Raw genomic sequence first — 20,288 nt, 5'->3', positions numbered from 1 at the left:
TTTGGCGTTTCGCTGATTCAAGCCTGAGCGCACGACACAGGATACTCCTGCGGCCACACCATGTCAAGCTCAATAGCCGCCGCTTGACGAGGGGATTCCGCATTGTAGGCTACTCCCTGTTGGAAGCCTTCGGTCGGAAGTCGTTTGTGGCTGAGGATCTCTGATGCCGGGTCCGGACAGACTCGCCGTGTTGTTGTGCGAGGGGCTCTTCCCGACTGCGGTCGAGCTGGTTGCGGCCGGCCGGTTCGACGATGTCCGCCTGATCTCATTTCCCGGCGAGTGCGCCAGGCACAGCTGCGGGTGGCAGAATGTGGAGCGGGCTGCGGCAGCGGCAGGCGATTGCCAGCAGTTTCGAGTACTTGCGGGCGAGTGTCTTCCTGATTCCGACCCGGTCGACGCAAACGGACGCCCGATATCCGTCATTCGCCGGTGCGAGGGTCTGCCTGCGGCCCTGTCAGCATCCGGACGCGAACGACTCGTGTTGCTCGGCGAGAAGGTCGTTCTTGAGTGGCGACTGGAGTCTCAGCGGGCGCGGCTGAACGCCATGCTCGCAAGCGCTTACCGGCGTCTGACCGACTCGCAAATGGTTGAAGCGCTGGTGAGCGGGCTCGCCGACACCCTGGCCGAGGAGAAGGTGGTTTCGAAGGTGTTCGACCTGTTCGCGACGATGCTCGCCCCGGCCACGATGGTCTTCCTGGCATTGGAGGACGGCAGGCCGCAGCGCATCTGGTCGCAGCCGGCAGGATTCGGCGAATCGGAAGAAGTGAGACAGCGGCTGGCGTCATTCAGTCGGGCCTATGACTGGACCGAGAGCGGGGCCGGGTTCCGGGTGAGCCTGCGGCACCGGACCAAGAACCTGGGCGTGCTTGAGGTCGAGGGCGTTTCTTTCCCCGAACACAGAGATCACTACCTGGACATGGCGCTGGTCGTGGCCCGGGCGAGTGCGCTGGCGATTGCCGATGCCCGGCTCTACCGGGAGCTGAAGGGGCCCAACCGGTCGTATTTGGAGTTCGCCGAGGACTTGCGCGGCGCACTCGACGCGCGGAAGCGGGCCGAGGAAAGGCAGGCGCAGTTGCTGAAGCAGGTCGAGGCGGCGAACCAGGAGCTGGCCGACTTCGCGCACGTGGTCTCGCACGACCTCAAGGCCCCGCTACGGGCAATCGATTCGCTGGCGAAATGGCTCGCCGCGGACTACGAGGAGAAGTTCGACGACGACGGCAGGAAACAACTCGACCTGCTGCTGGGACGGGTCAAGCGGATGCACGACCTGATTGACGGCATCCTCCAGTATTCTCGGGCCGGCCGGACCCGCGAGCAGGTAGTTGAGGTAGACACGGCAGAACTGGTGCCCGAAGTGATAGACCTGCTGTCGCCGCCGCCGCACATCCGAGTGGCGATAAAGACCCGACTGCCCAAGGTCAACATCGAGCGGACGCGCATCAGCCAGGTACTGCAGAATCTGCTCTCCAACGCCATCAAGTACATGGACAAGCCTGAAGGGTTGATCGAGGTCGGCTGCACCGAGGAAGGCGGGTTCTGGAAGTTCTTCGTCAGGGACAACGGGCCGGGAATAGAGGAGAAGGACCGGGACAGGGTGTTCCAGCTTTTCCAGACCCTGAAGCCGCGCGACCAATCCGACAGCACCGGAGTCGGACTCGCGGTAGTCAAGAAGTCGGTCGAGCTGTACGGCGGCCGAGTCTGGATTGAATCTCAGGTCGGCAAGGGCAGCACGTTCTACTTCACCCTGCCGAAACCGACCCCGGCCGTTGGAGCCTAGTCAGGATGCAGGGGTCGGAATGTGAGACGCGAGATGCCGCGCGGCCAGGTCGCGTCAGTCGCGGAGTAAATCATGAGTGATGAGACGACCAGGAAGGATGCAGGAGTGACGTCGTCCGTGCGCTACCGCCTGTTGCTGGTCGAGGACGACGTCATCGACCAGCTTGCGTTCAAGCGGGCGGTGCGCGAGCTTGGTTCGCCCTATGACTACGCAATCGCCGGCTCGGTCGCAGAGGCGCGCGAACTGCTCAAGGGCAACCAGTACGACGCGGTCGTCACCGACTACGCGTTGGGCGACGGCAACGCATTTGATGTGATCGAACTGGCCCGCGGGCTGCCGCTCGTGTTCACGACCGGGGCCGGCGACGAAGAGATTGCGGTCAGGGCGATGAAGAACGGCGCTGACGACTACCTCGTGAAGGATCACGAGCGCGCATACCTGAAGAAGCTGCCGGTCACAGTCGAGAACGCCATCCGCCGGCACCAGGCCGAAGCGCAGGTGCGAAAGCTCACGCTGGCGGTGGAGCAAAGTCCGGCCTCGGTCGTCATTACCGACACCGAGGGCAGGATTCAATACGTGAACCCGAAGTTCACCAGCCTGACCGGCTATGCCTCCGACGAAGTGCTGGGCAAGAACCCGCGTATCCTCAAGTCGGGCGAGCACCCGCGTGAATTCTACCAGGGCCTCTGGACGACAATCCTGGGCGGCCGCGAATGGCACGGCGAGTTCCACAACCGGAAGAAGAGCGGCGAGCTGTTCTGGGAGTTCTCTTCAGTGTCACCGGTCCGCGACCGCGACGGCAACATAACCCACTTCGTCTCGGTGAAGGAAGACGTGACCGAGCGGAAGAGGATGGAGGAAGAGCGTGAGCGGCTGATTTCCGAACTCGACGCCTTCTCCCACACGGTTGCGCACGACTTGAAGAACCCGCTCGCCGCAGTGCTCGGATTCGCCGAGCTCCTGACCACGAAGGGCGTGAAGCTGAGTCCCAAGGACGTCGACGAGTCGCTCCAGGCGGTACACCAGAGCGCGCGCAAGATGAACAACATCATCGAGGAACTGCTGCTCCTCGCCGGCGTGCGCAAGGCCGAAGTCGAACGGCAGCCGGTCGACATGGCAGCGGTCGTACACGGCGCAATCCAGCGCCTCTCGCACATGACCGCGGAGTATAAACCGGCCCTGATTTTCCCCAAGGAGTGGCCGGTTGCGATCGGCTACGGCCCCTGGATTGAAGAAGTCTGGGCCAACTACCTGTCGAACGCGATGAAGTACGGCGGGAAGCCACCACGGCTGGAACTGGGCGCTGAGATCGCAGGAGAGAAGGCGAGGTTCTGGGTTTCGGACAACGGGCCCGGGCTTACACCGGAACAGCAGTCGCGGCTCTTCACGCCCTTCACCCGCCTGCACCAGATCCGCGCCACGGGTTCAGGACTGGGCCTTTCCATCGTGCGCCGCATCATGGAGAAGCTCGGCGGCGAAGCCTGGGTCGAGAGCGAACCGGGCAAAGGCAGCCGCTTTGGCTTCACCCTGCCGCGAGCTTCCGGAAACTCAACCACGGATAAACACGGATAGACACAGACTCCGGCCCGGCCTTAAGAGTCATCCTTGTTCATCGGTTTCTATCTGTGGTTTGTTGATCCCCGTCCTGGAAATGGAATAGCGGGAGGGTCGCTCCCGCTATAGTGGTCCCCTAAGGGGGATTCCCAGTCTTCAAATCAGTCCGTGTCCGGACTGTGGACACTTCACAACTTCCTCTAACCTACCCACCTTGTCCGCCTCTTTAGACGCGCAAGAAGGCTCGCGGATGCTCCGGCCATGTTTGCGCCGTCGCTTCCCTTCAGCAGAACCCCAAGCCGCACCAAGGGGTCTAAGAGTGTTTTAGAAAGAATGTGAGTGACATGAACAGAGATGATGAGATGGAAGTGACCGTGAATGATGAAAGAGGAGTCCGTGTTTATGCATGCGACAGTCTGGATTGTCGCCTGCTAAGCGGCTACGAAGTTAGTGCTGAGTATTGCTAGACGAAGGGTGGGTGCGGATGATATTGAGGCGCAGGGCCTATTCCTCCCAACCCCTGCGTCCTCTACAGCGGGTCATTGTGACCCGCTGTTCTCTTGCCTCCAGGCGGTCGGAGCGTTGTTCCTCTCCGCCGCCTCTGTCCCGAGGCCGCCAAGTTCCTGGCGGCCGCCCACAAATGCCACCACCGCGGCGCAAGACTCGGATTCGGTTCTTCCGGATGACGGGCATTATTCGCACCGGGATTCATCTGAGCAATTTGTGTAGTCTGCGAAATCTGTGGATGTCCTCTCCGGGCCATCTGCGTCATCTGTGACATCTGCGGTTACATCAGGTTTGGTTGCGGCCTCCGAGGCCGCGCTAGGTAATATGCGGTCAATCCTCTCGGGGCCTTGGCGTTCTTGGCGGTTGTCTTTCCGCCCCCTTATCTGCCTTCGTCTGGTATAATTGAACGTGGCCTTCCTGGTAGACCTCCTCATCCTCTTCGTTGTCCTCGCCGGCATCTTGGCTGAAGCGCGGCGCGGGCTGTTCTTCGCGCTGTTCGATGTGGTTCGGATAATCGGCGCCGTCTGGGCCGGGTTTGTTGCCTTCTCTCTCTTCCATCGCCTCTTCCATTCCTACGCGGCCGGGTTCGCCGCCTTCGGAATCGCCGCGCTCGCCACGGTCATGCTCGTCCCGGCGCTGCTCAGGCTGCTCAAGGCAGACCCTGACTGGGGCAGGACACCGCTGGGCCGCCTTGCCGCCGCCGGTATCGGGCTTGTCATCGGCTGCCTCATCGCCGCGGTGTTCGTCCCGGTCATCGGTCGCGGCCGATCGGGACAAGAGGCAGTACTTCGTTCAACCCTGGCCCGGCCGTTCGTCGAGGCCGCGCCTTTGCCTTACTACATTGCTGACGCCGTCAACCTCGATTTCCCGATGCTCAACGCCCGGGCAATCAGGTTCGAGGACGAAGGCAAAGCCGAACAGGCGGCGCTGGTCGAACGCATCAACTACTCGCGGCTGCATGGTGCAACCTGCATCGAGTGCGGGGCCAAGGTTCACTTCGACGGCTACTTCCGCCGCATCGGTGTCTCGGTTTCGCCGCGGTTCACCTGCCCGGTTTGCGGCCGGACATCGGATGGGTGTCAGACGTTTGAGGGATTCCACCGCATGTACGGCCACTGCCCCGTGGAAGTCGCCGAATCACTCGGGCCGATTGACTGCGGAGTCTGGCCAAACGACCGGCCGGTGTACCCCAAGGGCGTTTGTCCGGTGTGCGGCAGGTCGTTCCAACCGAGATAGCCGCAAACAACAAGCCGCAAGCTCCGGCCCACGAAGAACGCAAGCCCAAGCACAGGCCCCGGTTCTGAACTCGTCTCATCGTGGCCAAGTAGGCGGATCCAGTCAGCGGCGCGGCCCCGCTTCGGCCGAGGCTCCCCAGTAAGTTGTCCGGGAAGCTATCTGGTCAGCAACGGCCAGAGCTACCCCGGGACCAACGAGGACGGCAACCCGCGGAGTTAGCCGGACCGCAACGCTCCGACCAAACCGGAGAGGAATCGGTGGAGTAACGGGTGGACTAACCGGGGAAGCTAACCGGAGAGCAACCGGTAGACCAACCCGGCGAGTTGCGGAGGAAGTTCATCCGAGAATTGTGGTGGAGATGACCCTTCGGGCTATGTCCCAACCAATCCCTTAAGCTATCTTGGGGGTAATCCCCCGGGTGGGGGTGTCATTCCCCTCCTCAATCCTAAAGCCACAAGCTGCAAGCAGATACGCCGGAAGGCCGCGTAGGACTAATGATACGAATTAGTCTCATTCGGGCAGGCCAACGATAGCCCGGACCTGATATTGACAGGTCCAGGATTAGTCAAAATGGGTAGCGTCCCTATTTAGTCTCCTGGGGCAGGGTAGGCCGCTTGACTTTGTCAGGCGCGAAACCAAGATACCGCGGTTTCCTTCATGAATGCTGAAGAGTGGGCGCGAGAGAAGATGGACGGAGAGCTCGAAGCCACTGGCTGGGTTGTCAAGGCCCGGCCGGCGATTGACCTTGGAGCGGGACCAGGCGTGGTCGTGAGCGAGCTCACGCTCGACACGGGCGGAGCCGACTACGTCCTGTTCGTTGGCCGCAAGGCCTGCGGGGTAATCGAGATTGCCGACAACCTCGAAGCAGCGCTGTAGCAGTTCCACGGAATAGCGAGGGACTTGGAGGGATAGACATGCGATTCCGTCCTCCTATTTGACGCGCAGCGCCGGTTCCACCGGGTGCCGTACGCATACCGTATCCCCTCGGGGGAAATGACAGTGCCGAATCCGATTCTGTGGGCCGGGGTCTAAGATCGGTCGTTGAGGGTTCGAATGAAAGGAGCTTATCATGAATCGGATTATTACTCTTGCTTTGCTGGTTGCTCTTGCAGGTGTAGCGATGGCGGTCGCACCGGTCCAACGCGGGACAGTGGCACCGGTTGGGCTTATGCCCAGGGTTTCACCCTATCCTACAACCTATCCTGTGCTTCCACCTCGATCGGTGGCGTCGCTGTTCGGCTGGGTGAACCATCTGTTCGCGCAACAGCGGCTTCCGAGCGGCGTGCAGTCGGGCTGCGTACCGGGGTCCTGCAGGCTGGTTGATCCGAGGCTGCCCATGCGAGGGCTTGCGTACTGAGTAGGTGTGGGCGAGCGAACCCGGTAGATCGAAGGTAAGTGCTGGGGCAGCCTAAACTGCCCCAGTCGGGGCGACCTGAGCTGAAATGAAGGGGCGGGACGCAATGCGTTCCGCCCCTTGAGGTTTGTAGAGCCTAGTCTATCTTGATAGCCTTGCGGGTAAGCGTGGTGCTTCCGGTTTCGAGACGCCAGAAGTAGACGCCCTTCGCGACGCGGCGGCCTGAGTCGTCACGGCCATTCCAAGTGACGGAGTATGTGCCGGGGACGAGGGGCTGGGGAGAGGTGAGTACCCGAACCAGGGCTCCGGTCGCAGAGCGGATAGTCACGCTCGCCTGAGCGACATGCGGGATGTTGAATTGGATTGTCGCTTGTCCGCGCATCGGGTCGGGAAGGGGCCGTTCGAGGGAGAGGACTTTCGGCAGCCCGGTTGGTTCGGCGACCCCGGTGGTCGGTCTGACCACGATCGATTCGCGTGACACGTTGTTTCCCGGGTAGACGTCGTTGGCGAGCATTGTGGAGCAGGTCACTGCGAACGTGCCAAGCGCATGCGCGGTCCAGTTGGGGAAGGCGACCGTGTCGGTCTTGCCGGACCCCACCGTGACCGAGACCGTGTCGGCATAGCCGGTGCCGATGGTGAGCCGCGTGCTGAGGGTTTCGATGGCCGAGCCGAAGTTCTTGATGACAGCCCGCGGCGTGAACGTCGCCCCGGAGTCAACCGTATCCAGAGGCGAGAGGATCTGCGTGCACCCGGCGTCGAGCACGCGGACGATGACCCAACCTTGGCTCACGTCATTGCCGGAGTTGTCGTCGCTGAGGGCGGTGGAGCAGCGGGTGGTGTTGGTGCCGCGCGCGGTTGCCGTCCAGGACGCAAAGGTAAGGGTGGCCGAATCGCCGGCAGCGAGGCTAGTCACCCGCTGGGTGTCCGAGTAGGCGCCGATACGGAATTTGACCGTGAACGATTCCGTGTTGGTGCCGTAGTTCTTCACCTTGGCCTGGGGGCTGGCCGTGGCGCCCGAGTCAAAGGTGCCGGTCGGAACGGGGATTGCGGCGACGCCGACGTCGTGCGGCCGTATGAATTTGGCCGGAGCGTAAACTGCGACGTTGTAGTCGGGAATACTGACCGGCGTGTCGGGCGACACGGCGTTCGCGGGCCACATCAGTTGATTGGCAGTGAAGTAGTGGATGGTTCCGGTCTTGCCGTCGGAGACGTCGTCGATACACCGCACAAACACTGAGTCGGCCTCGCCATCCTGGAGGTACGGCGCACCGTCGCTCATGTCGAAGACGATGTTATGGTTCGGAAAGGGTTGGTTAACCAGGGGGTGACGCCATGTCCGGAAGTCCTTGGCCCAGCTCGGATACGCGGTAGAGCCAACGCCGAGTCGGATGCCGACCTTGTCACGGGCCGAGTGCGTTATTCTCACGCGGGCTAGCAGGGTAGGCGAGTAACCGACGAGGTCGTCGAGGTAGTAGCCCTGCTGGGAGGTGAGCGTCGCATTCGTGGCTGCCACGTAGGACATCCACCAGTATCCGGACTGACCCCAGCCCGTGCCCCAGGAGTTCACCATCTTGAAGGCGCCCATCCCGTCGTGCGTGGACTTGTTGTCATCGTACCCGACAATGGTCACCGCGTGGCCGCCGCGGTCGCCGCCGTAAGTGTCGGCCACGCAATAGGTGTAGTTGTAGTTCTGGATGTTGTCGAAGTTGGACCATACGCCGATGCCGATGACCGTCGTCAGCCCGGAGTCGATGCGCGCCTTGGCCTCATCGATGCCGGTAGAATCCTGCATCCAGAAAAAGTGGGCGGCGCCGCCGCGGTTCGGTATGGCGCGGGCATAGGCCGATTCGGAAGGCCAGCTCGTGCAGTCGTTCTGGTTGTAGGGACAGTCGGCCATGGATGCACAGCCCTGGTCGGCAATCAGGGCCATGGCGACGGAGAAGTCCGAGCCCGAGTCAACGCCGCCGTTAATCTGGTTGTAGACAAACGCCGGGCTGAACTCGTGATTGGTCGTCGAGTCGTTCCAATGATGCTCGACCCACTCGTAGTGGGTTTTCTGGTAGTATGCGATGGCCCACGCGGTGCAGGAGCCCTGGGAGCCCTGGTTCCCGACCGGCGGCATCTGGCTGGATATGTCACCCGAACCAAGGGCACGGGCAACATGTGCGGCGGCCGGGGCGGGCTTGTCCTGGATCATCCACGGAATCTTGCTCGCGTCCTCGCGAATCAGTCCGCACGGGTGCAGGGGCTGGGGAATGACGATTGACGATTGGCGATTGGCGATTGACGAACCAGCAGGGTTGTCGCGAGGCGACGACTTCGCCGGCGACTGGGCCCGCGTAGCGGTGGGGCCAACCAGCAACGCGACAAGCAGAAGGACGTGACGGCTACAGAAATGAAGTCTCATATTAGCACCTCCCAAAAAGGGGATCGATGCGGTCATTGTCGAAACGGGAAAACCTGAATTCTAGTGCGACCGTAGCGCCGGGACGCCCACGGCGGTCCTCGCCGGCGAACATCAACACCTGATAATTCTACCCGGCAGCGTGGGCTGACGTCAAGGCTGGTCGCCCTCGGTCCGCAAGCGCCCGGTGAAGCTCGTCCCGCCACTGAGGTCCGGCCGGCGCTAGTCCAGCTTGATGGCCTTGCGCGTGATAACGGTGTTCTCGCACTCAAGCCGCCAGAAGTAGATGCCCGGTGCGACGCGTCGGCCCGAGTTGTCGCGGCCGTCCCAGACAAGGGAGTAGTAGGCCGGGGAGAGTGAGGAGTTGCAGAGGGTTCGCACGACTGCACCGGTTATCGAGCGGACGGTGAGGATTACCTGTCCATGCCGGGGAATGCTGAACCGGATTACGGACTTTCCGCGCATCGGGTCGGGCGCAGGGCAATAGAGTGCGAGCACACGGGGCAGGACCTGTCGTTCGGCCACGCCGGTAGGGGGCAACACGACAACCGTGTCCCGCAGCGAGTCGTTTGCCCTGTTCTTGTCGGTCGGAAGCATGGTGATGCAGAGGATCGGGAATGCCCCGCTCGCTGGCGCGGTCCAGCCCGCGAAGCTCGCCGTATCGGTCGCGCCGGCCGCCAGCGTGAGCGGAACCGTATCTGCGTAGGATGCGCCGATGGCAAGCCGCGCGTTGAACGTCTCGTCGGTGGTGCCCAGGTTCCGTATCACTGCCCGCGGAGTCTCCGTCGCGCCGGAGTCGATCGTATCCGGCGGCGCGAGGAGCTGGATGCAGGCCACGTCGCGCACGCGCACCGCAACCGAGCCGCGCAGCGTGTCGTTGGTGTGGTCGACGTCGCCGCTGAGAGCGGTCGAACACCGAATCGCGTTCGCCCCGCGTGCCGTTGCCGTCCACGAGGTGAAGCTCACGAGAATCGAGTCACCCGCAGGCAGGCTGGACACGCTCTGGGTGTCTGCGTACGTGCCGATGCTCATGGTCACCGGGAAGCTGGCCGCGCCGGTCCCGCGGTTCCTGACGCGAGCCTGCGGGGTGAAGGTTGCTCCGGAGTCGACCGTATCGACCGGCGCGACAATGGCCGCTACCCCGACGTCGATGACTCGTACCGTGACCGAACCAGCCAGCGTGTCGTTGGCATGGACTTGGTCTCCCGTTAAGTTGGTAGAGCAACGTGTGGCATAGGTGCCTCGCTGTCCTGCGGTCCAGTTGCTGAATGATACCAGCACCGAGTCGCCCGCAGCCAGGTTGGAGACTGTCTTGGTGTTGTTATAGCCGCTACCGATGCGGAAGGTGGCCGGGAACGTCGCCGACGCCGTGCCGAAGTTCTTCACCCGGGCCTGTGGGGTGATGGTGGCACCGGAGTCGACCGTACCGGTCGGCGCAACTATGCTGGTCACACCGACATCGGTCACCCGCACGGTCACTGTGCCGGACAGCGCGTCGTTGGAGTGGTTCTGGTCACCCGTCAGAGCCGTCGTGCAGCGGGTGGCCGAAGTGCCGCGCTGCACCGCGGTCCAGTTGGCAAAGGAGACCAGCACGGAGTCTCCGGCAGCCAGATTGCTCACGGTCTGGGTATTGGTGTAGGAAGAGCCAATGCGGAAGGTGGCCGGGAAGGTAGCAGCGGACGTGCCGAAGTTCTTGACCCGCGCCTGCGGGGTGACGGTGGCCCCCGAGTCGACCGTTCCCGTGGGCGCGATGAGCGCGGTTACGCCGACATCTGTGACCGGCGCGTGCGCGACGGTGACCATTCCGGACAGCGTGTCATTACCGTGGATCTGGTCGCCGGTCAGAGCGGTCGAGCAACGCTTGACGTACGTGCCGGGCGGTCCGGCGGTCCAGTTAGTGAACGATACCTGTATTGAGTCACCGGCCGCGAGGTTGGTAACGTTCTGGGAGTCGGAGTAGATGGACCCGATGCGGAAGAAGACAGGGAACGTGGCGGAGTTGGTGCCGAAGTTCCTAACACGGGCTTTGGGTGTGACGACCGTACCCGAGTCGACAGTATCGGGCGGCGCAACGATTGCCGTCACGCCGACGTTTGTCACTCTCACTGTGACTGAGCCGGACATCGTGTCATTACCGCGTACCTGGTCGCCGGCCAGGTTGGTAGAGCAGCGGGTGACAGACGTGCCGCGCTGCACCGCAGTCCAGTCGCTGAATGACACCAGTATGGAGTCGCCGGCGGCAAGGTTCGTAACGGTCTGGGAGTTGGAGTAGAAGGAGCCGATGCGGAATGTCACCGGGAACGTCGCAGAACCGGTGCCATAGTTCTTCACCCGGGCCTGCGGAGTTACGGTCGTGCCGGAGTCGATGGTGCCGGTTGGCGCCGCTATCGCGGTCACGCCGACATTGGTGACGCGCACAACGACTGCACCGGACAGCGTATCATTGGCGTGGATCTGGTCGTTAGACAGTGCTGTTGAGCAGCGCGTAGCCAGCGGACCGCGCGGGGCCGCGGACCAGTTGGCGAAGCTCACCTGAACCGAGTCGCCCGAAGCGAGGTTGCTGACGGTCTGCGTGTTGGTGTAGCTCGAGCCGATGCGGAACGTCACGGGGAACGTTACGGCGTCGGTGCCGTAGTTCCTGACACGGGCCTTCGGCGTGACGACGGCGCCCGAATCGACGGTATCGGTCGGTGTGACAATCGTGAAGACTCCGACGTCGGTGACGCGCACCGTTACGGAACCGGACATCGCGTCATTGGAGTGGTTCTGGTCACCGGACAGCGCTGTCGTGCAGCGCGTGGCCGAAGTGCCGCGCTGCACCGCGGTCCAGTTGGTGAAGCTGACCAGAGTCGAATCGCCCGACGCGAGATTGGTGACGGTCTGAGAGTTGGAGTAGAAGGAACCGATGCGGAACGTAACGGGGAACGTCGCGGCGGACGTGCCATGGTTCTTCACCCTTGCCTGGGGCGTGACGGTCGTGCCTGAGTCGACCGTTCCCGCGGGCGCGACAATCGCGATGACTCCGACGTCCACGAAGGGTGCATGCTTGACGGTGACTAATCCGGACAGCGTGTCATTGCTGTGGACCTGGTCGCCGGCCAGAGCGGTTGAGCAACGCTTCGCGTAGGTCCCGGGCGGCCCGGCCGTCCAGTTAGTGAACGACACTTGAATCGAGTCGCCGGCCGCGAGGCCGGTGACGTTCTGGGAATCGGAGTAGACAGACCCGATACGGAAGAAGACGGGGAACGTCGCGGAGTTGGTCCCAAAGTTCTTCACGCGGGCCTGCGGAGTAACGACGCTACCCGAGTCTACTGTATCAGGCGGCGCGACGATGGCGGTCACGCCAACATTCGTTACTCTCACGGTTACGGAACCCGACAGGGTGTCGTTTGCATGGACCAGGTCGCCCGACAGCGCCGTAGAGCAACGTGTGGCATATGTGCCGCGCTGCCCGGCGGTCCAGTTCGCAAAGGACACGAGCACGGAGTCGCCGGCCGCAAGATTGCTGACAGTTTGGGTGTTGTTGTAGCCCGTACCGATACGGAAGGTAGTCGGGAACGTCGCGGCAGCAGAGCCGAAGTTCTTCACTCTGGCCTGCGGCGTGATGGTAGTGCCGGAATCGACCGTACCCGTTGGGGTCAGGATTTGACTGACACCGACGTCTAAGACGCGGACGATCACGGAACCGGAGAGGGTGTCGTTGTTGTGCACCTGGTCTCCGGTCAGGTTGGTCGAGCAGCGCGTGGCATAGGTGCCCCGTTGCCCTGCGGTCCAGTTGCTGAACGATACCAGCACCGAGTCGCCCGCAGCGAGGTTCGTGACTGTCTGGGTGTTGGAATAGCCACTGCCGATACGGAAGGTGGCCGGGAATGTCGCCGACGCCGTGCCGAAGTTCTTCACCCGGGCCTGTGGCGTCATAGTCGTGCCGGAGTCAACTGTCCCGGTAGGGGCGACAAGAGCGGTCACACCGACATCGGTGACCCGTACCGTCACGGAACCGGACAGGGCATCATTGGAGTGGTTCTGGTCACCGCTGAGCGATGTTGTGCAGCGCGTGACCGAGGTGCCACGCTGCACCGCAGTCCAGTCGGTGAAGCTAACCTGCACCGAGTCACCCGCGGCCAGGTTGGTGACCGTCTGAGAATTGGAGTAGAAGGAGCCGATACGGAAGGCGACCGGGAATGAGACGGTAGTATTGCCGAAGTTCCTGACGCGAGCTTTCGGTGTCACCACCGTGCCCGAGTCGATCGTGCCGGTCGGCGAGATGATCTGGGTCACGCCGACGTCCAGGAACGGTGCGGGTTTCACCGTGACCGAACCCGACAGGGTGTCGTTAGTGTGTACCTGGTCACCGGCCAGGGCAGTCGAGCAACGCTTGACGTAGGTGCCGAGCGGTCCAGCGGTCCAGTTAGCGAACGACACCTGGATTGAGTCGCCGGCCGCGAGATTGGAGACGCTCTGTGAGTCGGAGTAGACGGACCCGATTCGGAAGAAGACGGGGAAGGTTGCAGCGCCGGTGCCGAAGTTCTTCACTCGTGCCTTCGGGGTTACGACCGTGCCGGAATCGACCGTGTCGGGCGGCGCGATGATAGCCGTCACCCCGACGTTGGTGACCCTCACCGTAACCGAACCCGACAGAGTGTCGTTGGTGTGGATTTGGTCGCCCGACAGTGCCGTAGAGCAACGTGTGGCATACGTGCCGCGCTGTCCGGCGGTCCAGTTGGCAAAGGAGACCAGCACGGAATCGCCGGAGGCGAGGTTGCTTACAGTTTGGGTGTTGTTGTAGCTGGAACCGATGCGGAAGGTGGTTGGGAACGTCACGGCCGTAGAACCGTAGTTCTTCACTCGCGCCTGCGGGGTGATAGTAGAGCCGGAGTCGACCGTACCAGTTGGTGCCACAATCGCGGTCACGCCGACGTCGCTTGCCCTTACCGTGACCGATCCGGACAGTGTGTCATTGCTGTGGACCTGGTCTCCGGTCAGGTTGGTAGAGCACCGCGTAGCGTAGGTGCCTCGCTGCCCCGCAGTCCAGTTACTGAATGATACCACCACCGAGTCGCCGCCCGCGAGGTTACTCACCGTCTGGGTGTTGGTGTAGCCTGTCCCGATACGGAAGGTGGCCGGGAACGTCGCGGCAACCGTGCCGAAGTTCTTCACCCTTGCCTGGGGTGTGATAGTCGTGCCCGAGTCAACCGTCCCGGTAGGCGCGAGGAGAGCGGTAACTCCGACGTCGGTGACCCGCACAGTCACTGTGCCCGACATCGTATCGTTGCTATGCACCTGGTCGTTCGCGAGGGCAGTTGAGCAACGCGTAGCCAAAGTACCACGCGGAGCCGCAGTCCAGTTGGCAAAGCTGACCAGGACTGAATCGCCGGCTGCAAGATTCGTTACGGTCTGGGTGTTGTTGTAGCCCGTGCCGATACGGAATGTGACAGGGAAGGTGGAAGCGGCAGAGCCGTAGTTCTTCACTCGCGCCTGAGGTGTGATGGTCGTCCCGGAGTCGACCGTGCCGGTCGGGGCGAGGATCTGAGTAACACCGACATCGGACACACGGACTATCACGGAACCGGAGAGGGTGTCGTTCACGTGGACCTGGTCGCCGGTCAGGTTCGTAGAGCAGCGCGTGGCGTAGGTCCCTCGCTGTCCTGCAGTCCAGTTGCTGAACGATACCAGCACCGAGTCGCCCGCAGCGAGGTTGGAGACGGTCTGGGTGTTGGTATAGCTGCTGCCGATGCGGAACGTGGCCGGGAATGTCGCGGAGGACGTGCCGAAGTTCCTGACACGGGCTTGCGGGGTCAATGTCGTGCCGGAGTCCACTGTTCCCGCAGGCGCGACAAGCGCAGCAACTCCGACGTCGGTGACTCGCACCGTCACGGTACCCGAGAGCGTGTCATTAGTGTGGACCTGGTCGCTCGAAAGCGCGGTGGAGCAACGTGTAGCCAGCACACCGCGTGGAGCCGCGGTCCAGTTGGCGAAGGACACCAACAAAGAGTCTCCGGATGCGAGGTTGGTGACCGTCTGTGTGTTGTTGTACGAGGAGCCGATACGGAACGTCACTGGGAATGTGGCCGCGCCCGTGCCGTAGTTTTTCACTCGGGCCTGCGGTGTAATGGTCGACCCGGAGTCGACCGTGCCGGTCGGGGCGAGGATCTGAGTAACACCGACATCGGAGACACGGACGATCACGGAACCGGAGAGGGTGTCGTTCACGTGGACCTGGTCGCCGGTCAGGCTCGTAGAGCAGCGCGTGGCGTACGTTCCTCGCTGGCCTGCGGTCCAGTTCGCGAAAGACACCAGCACCGAGTCGCCTGCCGCCAGGTTACTGACCGTCTGGGTATTCGTATAGCCCGTCCCGATACGGAAGGTGGCCGGGAATGTCGCCGACGCCGTGCCGAAGTTCTTCACCCGGGCCTGGGGCGTCACAGTCGTGCCGGAGTCAACTGTCCCGGTAGGGGCGACAAGAGCGGTCACACCGACATCGGTAACGCGTACCGTTACGGTGCCGGAGAGAGTGTCGTTGCCGTGCACCTGGTCGCCCGAGAGTGCGGTCGAGCAACGCGTAGCGAGTGTGCCACGCGGAGCCGCGGTCCAATTGGCGAAGGACACCAACACGGAGTCGCCGGCGGCGAGGCTCGTAACCGTCTGGGTGTTGTTGTAGGATGAGCCGATGCGGAAGGTCACCGGGAAGGTTGCAGCCTGAGTCCCGAGGTTCTTGACCCGGGCCTGCGGTGTAATGGTCGACCCGGAATCGACGGTGCCGGTCGGAGCGACTATCGCGGCCACACCGACGTCAGTTACTCGCACCGTGACCGAGCCCGACAGCGTGTCATTGCTGTGTACCTGGTCGCCCGAGAGGCTGGTCGAGCAGCGGGTGGCGTATGTGCCGCGCTGCCCCGCAGTCCATGAACTGAAAGACACAACCACGGAGTCCCCTGCGGCGAGGCTGGTGACAGTCTGGGTATTGGTGTAGCCGGTCCCGATGCGGAAGGTGGATGGGAACGTGGCGGCGGATGTTCCGTAGTTCTTCACCCGCGCCTGAGGCGTAATGGTCGCGCCTGAATCCACCGTGCCGGTGGGCGCGATAATCGCAGCAACCCCGACGTCGGTGACCCGCACCGTGACTGAGCCTGACAGCGTGTCATTGACATGGACTTGGTCGCCGGTCAGGTTGGTAGAGCAACGCGTGGCATAGGTGCCGCGCTGGCCCGCGGTCCAGTTGGCGAAGGAGACCAGCACCGAATCACCGGCCGCGAGGTTGCTCACCGTCTGCGTGTTGGTATAGCCCGTTCCGATTCGGAAGGTGGCAGGGAATGTGGCGGAGACCGTCCCGAAGTTCCTGACCCGGGCCTGCGGCGTAACCGTGGTGCCGGAATCTACTGTTCCCGTGGGTGCGACAATCGCGGTCACGCCGACGTCGGTAACGCGTACCGTCACGGTGCCGGACATCGTGTCGTTGCCGTGAACCTGGTCGCCCGAGAGCGCGGTGGAGCAACGCGTGGCGAGTGTGCCGCGCGGACCTGCAGTCCAGTTGGTGAAGCTGACCAGGATTGAATCGCCTGAAGCGAGGTTGGTGATCGTCTGAGTGTTGTTGTACGAAGAGCCAATGCGGAAGGTCACTGGGAATGTAGCTGCTGCTGTGCCATAGTTCTTTACGCGGGCTTGTGGCGTAATGACCGTACCGGAGTCAACGGTGCCGGTGGGCGCGACAATCGTGGACACGCCTACGTCCGTGACCCGCACCGTGACCGTACCCGAGAGCGTGTCATTAGTGTGGACCTGGTCGCCAGTAAGATTAGTAGAGCAACGCGTGGCATAGGTGCCGCGCTGACCTGCCGTCCAGTTGCTGAAAGATACAACCACCGAATCACCGGCCGCGAGGTTGCTCACCGTCTGCGTGTTGGTATAGCCCGTTCCGATTCTGAAGGTGGCAGGGAATGTAGTGCTCACCGTGCCGAAGTTCCTCACCCTCGCCTGAGGCGTGATGGTCGTGCCGGAGTCAACCGTCCCGGTAGGGGCGACAAGAGCGGTCACGCCGACGTCGGTCACGCGTACCGTGACCGTGCCGCCCAGCGTGTCGTTCGAGTGGACCTGGTCGCCGGTGAGATTAGTAGAGCAACGCGTGGCATAGGTGCCGCGCTGGCCCGCGGTCCAGTTCGCGAAGGAGACGAGCGCTGAATCACCGGCCGCAAGGTTACTCACCGTCTGCGTGTTGGTGTAGCCCGTTCCGATGCGGAAGGTGGCAGGGAATGTGGCGGAGACCGTCCCAAAGTTCTTCACCCGGGCCTGCGGCGTAACCGTGGTGCCGGAATCTACTGTTCCCGTGGGTGCGACAATCGCGGTCACCCCGACGTCGGTAACGCGTACCGTTACCGTGCCGGAAAGTGTATCGTTGCCGTGTACTTGGTCACCCGAAAGTGCGGTGGAACAACGCGTGGCCAGCACGCCACGCGGGCTCGCAGTCCAGTTCGTGAAGCTGACCAGGGCCGAGTCGCCGGCCGCCAGGTTCGTTACCGTCTGGGTGTTGTTGTACGAGGAACCAATACGGAACGTCACCGGGAATGTGGCCGCGCCGGTACCATAGTTCTTCACTCGCGCTTGCGGGGTGATGACCGTGCCGGAGTCAACGGTGCCGGTCGGAGCGATTATCGTCTTGACCCCGACGTCTGTGACCCGCACCGTGACCGTGCCGCCCAGCGTATCGTTCGTGTGGACCTGGTCCCCGGTCAGGTTGGTAGAACACCGTGTAGCGTACGTGCCGCGCTGCCCCGCAGTCCACGAACTGAATGATACCACCGCGGAATCGCCGGCCGCAAGGTTCGAGACGGTCTGGGTATTGGTATAGCCGGTACCTATGCTGAAGGTTGCCGGGAATGTCGCTGTAACCGTGCCCAGGTTCTTGACCTTTGCCTGTGGCGTGATGGTCGAGCCCGAGTCGACCGTGCCGGTTGGCGCGACAATCGCGGTCACGCCGACATCAGTCACACGCACCGTCACCGAACCGGACAGCGTGTCGTTGGAGCGTACCTGGTCGCCGGTGAGCCCGGTCGAGCAGCGGGTGGCGTAGGTGCCGCGCTGACCCGCCGTCCAGGAACTGAACGATACAACAATGGAGTCGCCGGCAGCAAGACTCGTGACGGTCTGGGTGTTGTTGTAAGAGGAGCCGATCCGGAAGGTCACCGGGAATGTAACTGCAACCGTACCATAGTTCTTCACCCGGGCCTGCGGCGTGATGCTTGCGCCGGAATCCACCGTACCGGTCGGAGCGATTATCGTCTTGACCCCGACATCGGTGACTCGCACCGTGACCGTGCCGCCCAGCGTGTCGTCCGAGTGAACCTGGTCGCCGGTCAGGTTCGTAGAGCAACGCGTAGCGTAGGTGCCGCGTTGCCCTGCGGTCCAGGAACTGAACGACACCACCACGGAGTCGCCGGCGGCAAGGCCCGTGACCGTTTGTGTGTTGTTGTAGGATGAGCCGATTCGGAAGATTACCGGGAAAGTCGCGGCCTGGGTCCCGAGGTTCTTTACCCGTGCCTGCGGTGTGATGGTCGACCCGGAATCGACCGTGCCGGTCGGGGCAATGATCGTCCTGACGCCGACATCAGTTACCCGCACCGTCACCGAGCCGCCCAGTGTATCGTTGGCGTGATTCAGGTCGCCAGTGAGGCCGGTCGAGCAGCGGGTGGCGTAGGTGCCGCGTTGACCCGCAGTCCAATTGCTGAATGACACCACCACCGAGTCGCCGTTCTTGAGGTTCGAGACGGTCTGGGTGTTAGTGTAGCCCGAGCCGATGTGGAAGGTAACCGGGAACGTCGTGGTGTCGATGCCGAAGTTCTTTACCCTTGCCTGCGGGGTTATGGTCGAGCCGGAGTCGACAGTGCCGGTCGGGGCGAGAATCACGGTCACACCCACGTCATGCGGTCGGACCATCTTGGCCCGAGCATAGACCCCGACGCCGGAGTCAGGAATGCTCACCGGCGTGTCGGGCGATACGGCGGTCGCGTTCCAGACCAGGTGTTTGGCCGCGAAGTAGTTGATCGTGCCGGTCTTGCCGTCGTGAACGTCGTCGATGCACCGCACGAAGACCGTGTCGGTCTGGCCGTTGGTGATGTACGGCTCGCCTTCGGTCATGTCGAAGACGATGTTGTGGTTAGGGAAGGACTGGTCGACCCATGGGTACCGCCAGGTGCGGAAGTCCTTCGTCCACTTCGGACCTGAGGGGCGACCTACACCCATGCGGATGCCGACCTTGTCGCGGGCCGGGTGGGTGATTTTCACACGGCCGATCATGGTCGGGGTGTAGCCGATGAGGTCGTCGAGGTAGAAGCCGGCCTGCTGGGAGAGCACCGAGTCGGTGGCCGCCTTGTAAGACATCCAGGCGTACCCGGACTGGCCCCAATACGTGCCCCAGGAGTTGACTATCCTGAAGGCGCCGGTGCCGTCGTGTGTGGTCAGGGTGTCGTTGTAGCCGACGATGGTGATGGCGTGATTACCGCGGTAGCTGCCTGCGGGAGTGTCGGCCACGCAGTACTTGTAGCCGAAGCTGTCGATCCTGTCCCAGTTGTGGTAGACCTCGATGCCGATGACCGTCGTGACGCCGGAGTCGATACGCTGCTTGACCATTCTGATGCCGCTCGTGTCCGTCATGTAGAACCAGTGGGCGGTGCTGCCCCGGTTCGGGATAGCATGGGCATAGGACGATTCGGACGGCCACGACGTGCAGTCGTTCTGGTTGTAGGGACAGTCGGCCATCGAGGCGCAGCCCTGGTCTATCATCAGCGTGAAAGCGTCCCAGATACTCGACCCGTAGTCGGCGCCGCCGTTGATCTGGTTGTAGATGAAGGCCGGGCTGAACTCGTGGCTGGTGGTGGAGTCGTTCCAGTGATACTCGCGCCACTCGTAGTGGGTCTTCTGGTAGTAGCCGGTGGCCCACGCGGTACACGAGCCCTGCTGGCCCTGGTCGCCGACCGGTGGCATCTGGCTCGAGAGGTCGCCCGAAACCGAGAAGGTGCGCGGGCCGCCCGGATGCGGCTTGTCCAGAATCATCCCGGGAATCTTGCGCGGGTCCTGTACAATCAGGCCGCAGGGGTGCAGTTGGTAATTGGTGATCGGTGATTGGCGAGTGGCGACGGACGAGCCGGCCGAGCCATTGCCGGGCGACAGATTCGCGGGCAATTGGGGCTGCGCCACGGCCCGGCCAATCAGCACGGCGGCGAGCAAAACGAGCCAGTAAGGACGGACGTTCACCTTCATGCAATTACCTCCCGACCTGAGAAGGTTCGGCAGTTGCGACCCAAACGGAAAGTTTAACCTCCCAGTGTGGCGGTAATGCCGACTGGCCGATAGCAGTCCGTACCCACGGACACATTGCCATCATATTATTTTACGTGAACTTGAGAGAGACGTCAAATGCGTCCACTCGATTCCGAGGAGGCCGAAAGCAAATCCGGCAACGCGGT

The 20,288-nt window shown here is 62.6% G+C and carries 7 protein-coding genes; 5 read left to right on the top strand and 2 right to left on the bottom strand.

The features are described from left to right. The first annotated feature begins 163 nt into the window (after positions 1-163). The 5 genes from VMH22_14305 to VMH22_14285 all read left to right on the top strand — a co-directional run bounded on the left by VMH22_14305 (position 164) and on the right by VMH22_14285 (position 6,431). Positions 164-1,777: an ATP-binding protein gene (locus tag VMH22_14305; GenBank protein ID HTW92860.1), complete on the top strand. Its 1,614-nt coding sequence runs from the start codon at positions 164-166 to the stop codon at positions 1,775-1,777. A 72-nt stretch (positions 1,778-1,849) separates the two neighbouring features. After that, positions 1,850-3,349 carry a PAS domain S-box protein gene (locus tag VMH22_14300; GenBank protein ID HTW92859.1) on the top strand — a complete coding sequence of 500 codons (1,500 nt, stop codon included), beginning with the start codon at positions 1,850-1,852 and terminating at the stop codon, positions 3,347-3,349. An 891-nt stretch (positions 3,350-4,240) separates the two neighbouring features. Continuing rightward, the gene (locus VMH22_14295; GenBank protein ID HTW92858.1) at positions 4,241-5,074 is read left to right on the top strand and encodes a CvpA family protein; all 834 of its coding nucleotides are present in this window, start codon (positions 4,241-4,243) and stop codon (positions 5,072-5,074) included. A gap of 657 nt (positions 5,075-5,731) precedes the next feature. Beyond that, positions 5,732-5,950: a hypothetical protein gene (locus tag VMH22_14290; protein ID HTW92857.1), complete on the top strand. Its 219-nt coding sequence runs from the start codon at positions 5,732-5,734 to the stop codon at positions 5,948-5,950. A 193-nt stretch (positions 5,951-6,143) separates the two neighbouring features. Continuing rightward, entirely contained in the window at positions 6,144-6,431 is a 288-nt protein-coding gene (locus VMH22_14285; protein ID HTW92856.1) for a hypothetical protein, read from the top strand. A 133-nt stretch (positions 6,432-6,564) separates the two neighbouring features. Here the strand turns inward: VMH22_14285 and VMH22_14280 are convergent, their stop codons facing one another. Further along, positions 6,565-8,835 (bottom strand): FlgD immunoglobulin-like domain containing protein, encoded by a 2,271-nt coding sequence (locus VMH22_14280; protein HTW92855.1) that lies wholly within the window; start codon positions 8,833-8,835, stop codon positions 6,565-6,567. A gap of 219 nt (positions 8,836-9,054) precedes the next feature. Beyond that, positions 9,055-20,082 (bottom strand): CARDB domain-containing protein, encoded by an 11,028-nt coding sequence (locus VMH22_14275; GenBank protein HTW92854.1) that lies wholly within the window; start codon positions 20,080-20,082, stop codon positions 9,055-9,057. Between the last annotated feature and the right edge of the window lie 206 nt (positions 20,083-20,288).

This window comes from bacterium (genome assembly GCA_035505375.1).
Taxonomy (GTDB): domain Bacteria; phylum Hydrothermota; class Tepidihabitantia; order Tepidihabitantales; family Tepidihabitantaceae; genus UBA2258.
Note: the sequence above shows the minus strand (reverse complement) of the source record. Positions and strands in the feature narration are given on the sequence as shown.

Excerpts from the sequence above, each read along its gene's own strand:
- VMH22_14305 (HTW92860.1), top strand. The coding sequence starts at position 164 with ATGCCGGGTCCGGACAGACTCGCCGTGTTGTTGTGCGAGGGGCTCTTC.
- VMH22_14300 (HTW92859.1), top strand. The coding sequence starts at position 1,850 with ATGAGTGATGAGACGACCAGGAAGGATGCAGGAGTGACGTCGTCCGTG.
- VMH22_14290 (HTW92857.1), top strand. The coding sequence starts at position 5,732 with ATGAATGCTGAAGAGTGGGCGCGAGAGAAGATGGACGGAGAGCTCGAA.
- VMH22_14285 (HTW92856.1), top strand. The coding sequence starts at position 6,144 with ATGAATCGGATTATTACTCTTGCTTTGCTGGTTGCTCTTGCAGGTGTA.
- VMH22_14280 (HTW92855.1), bottom strand. The coding sequence starts at position 8,835 with ATGAGACTTCATTTCTGTAGCCGTCACGTCCTTCTGCTTGTCGCGTTG.
- VMH22_14275 (HTW92854.1), bottom strand. The coding sequence starts at position 20,082 with ATGAAGGTGAACGTCCGTCCTTACTGGCTCGTTTTGCTCGCCGCCGTG.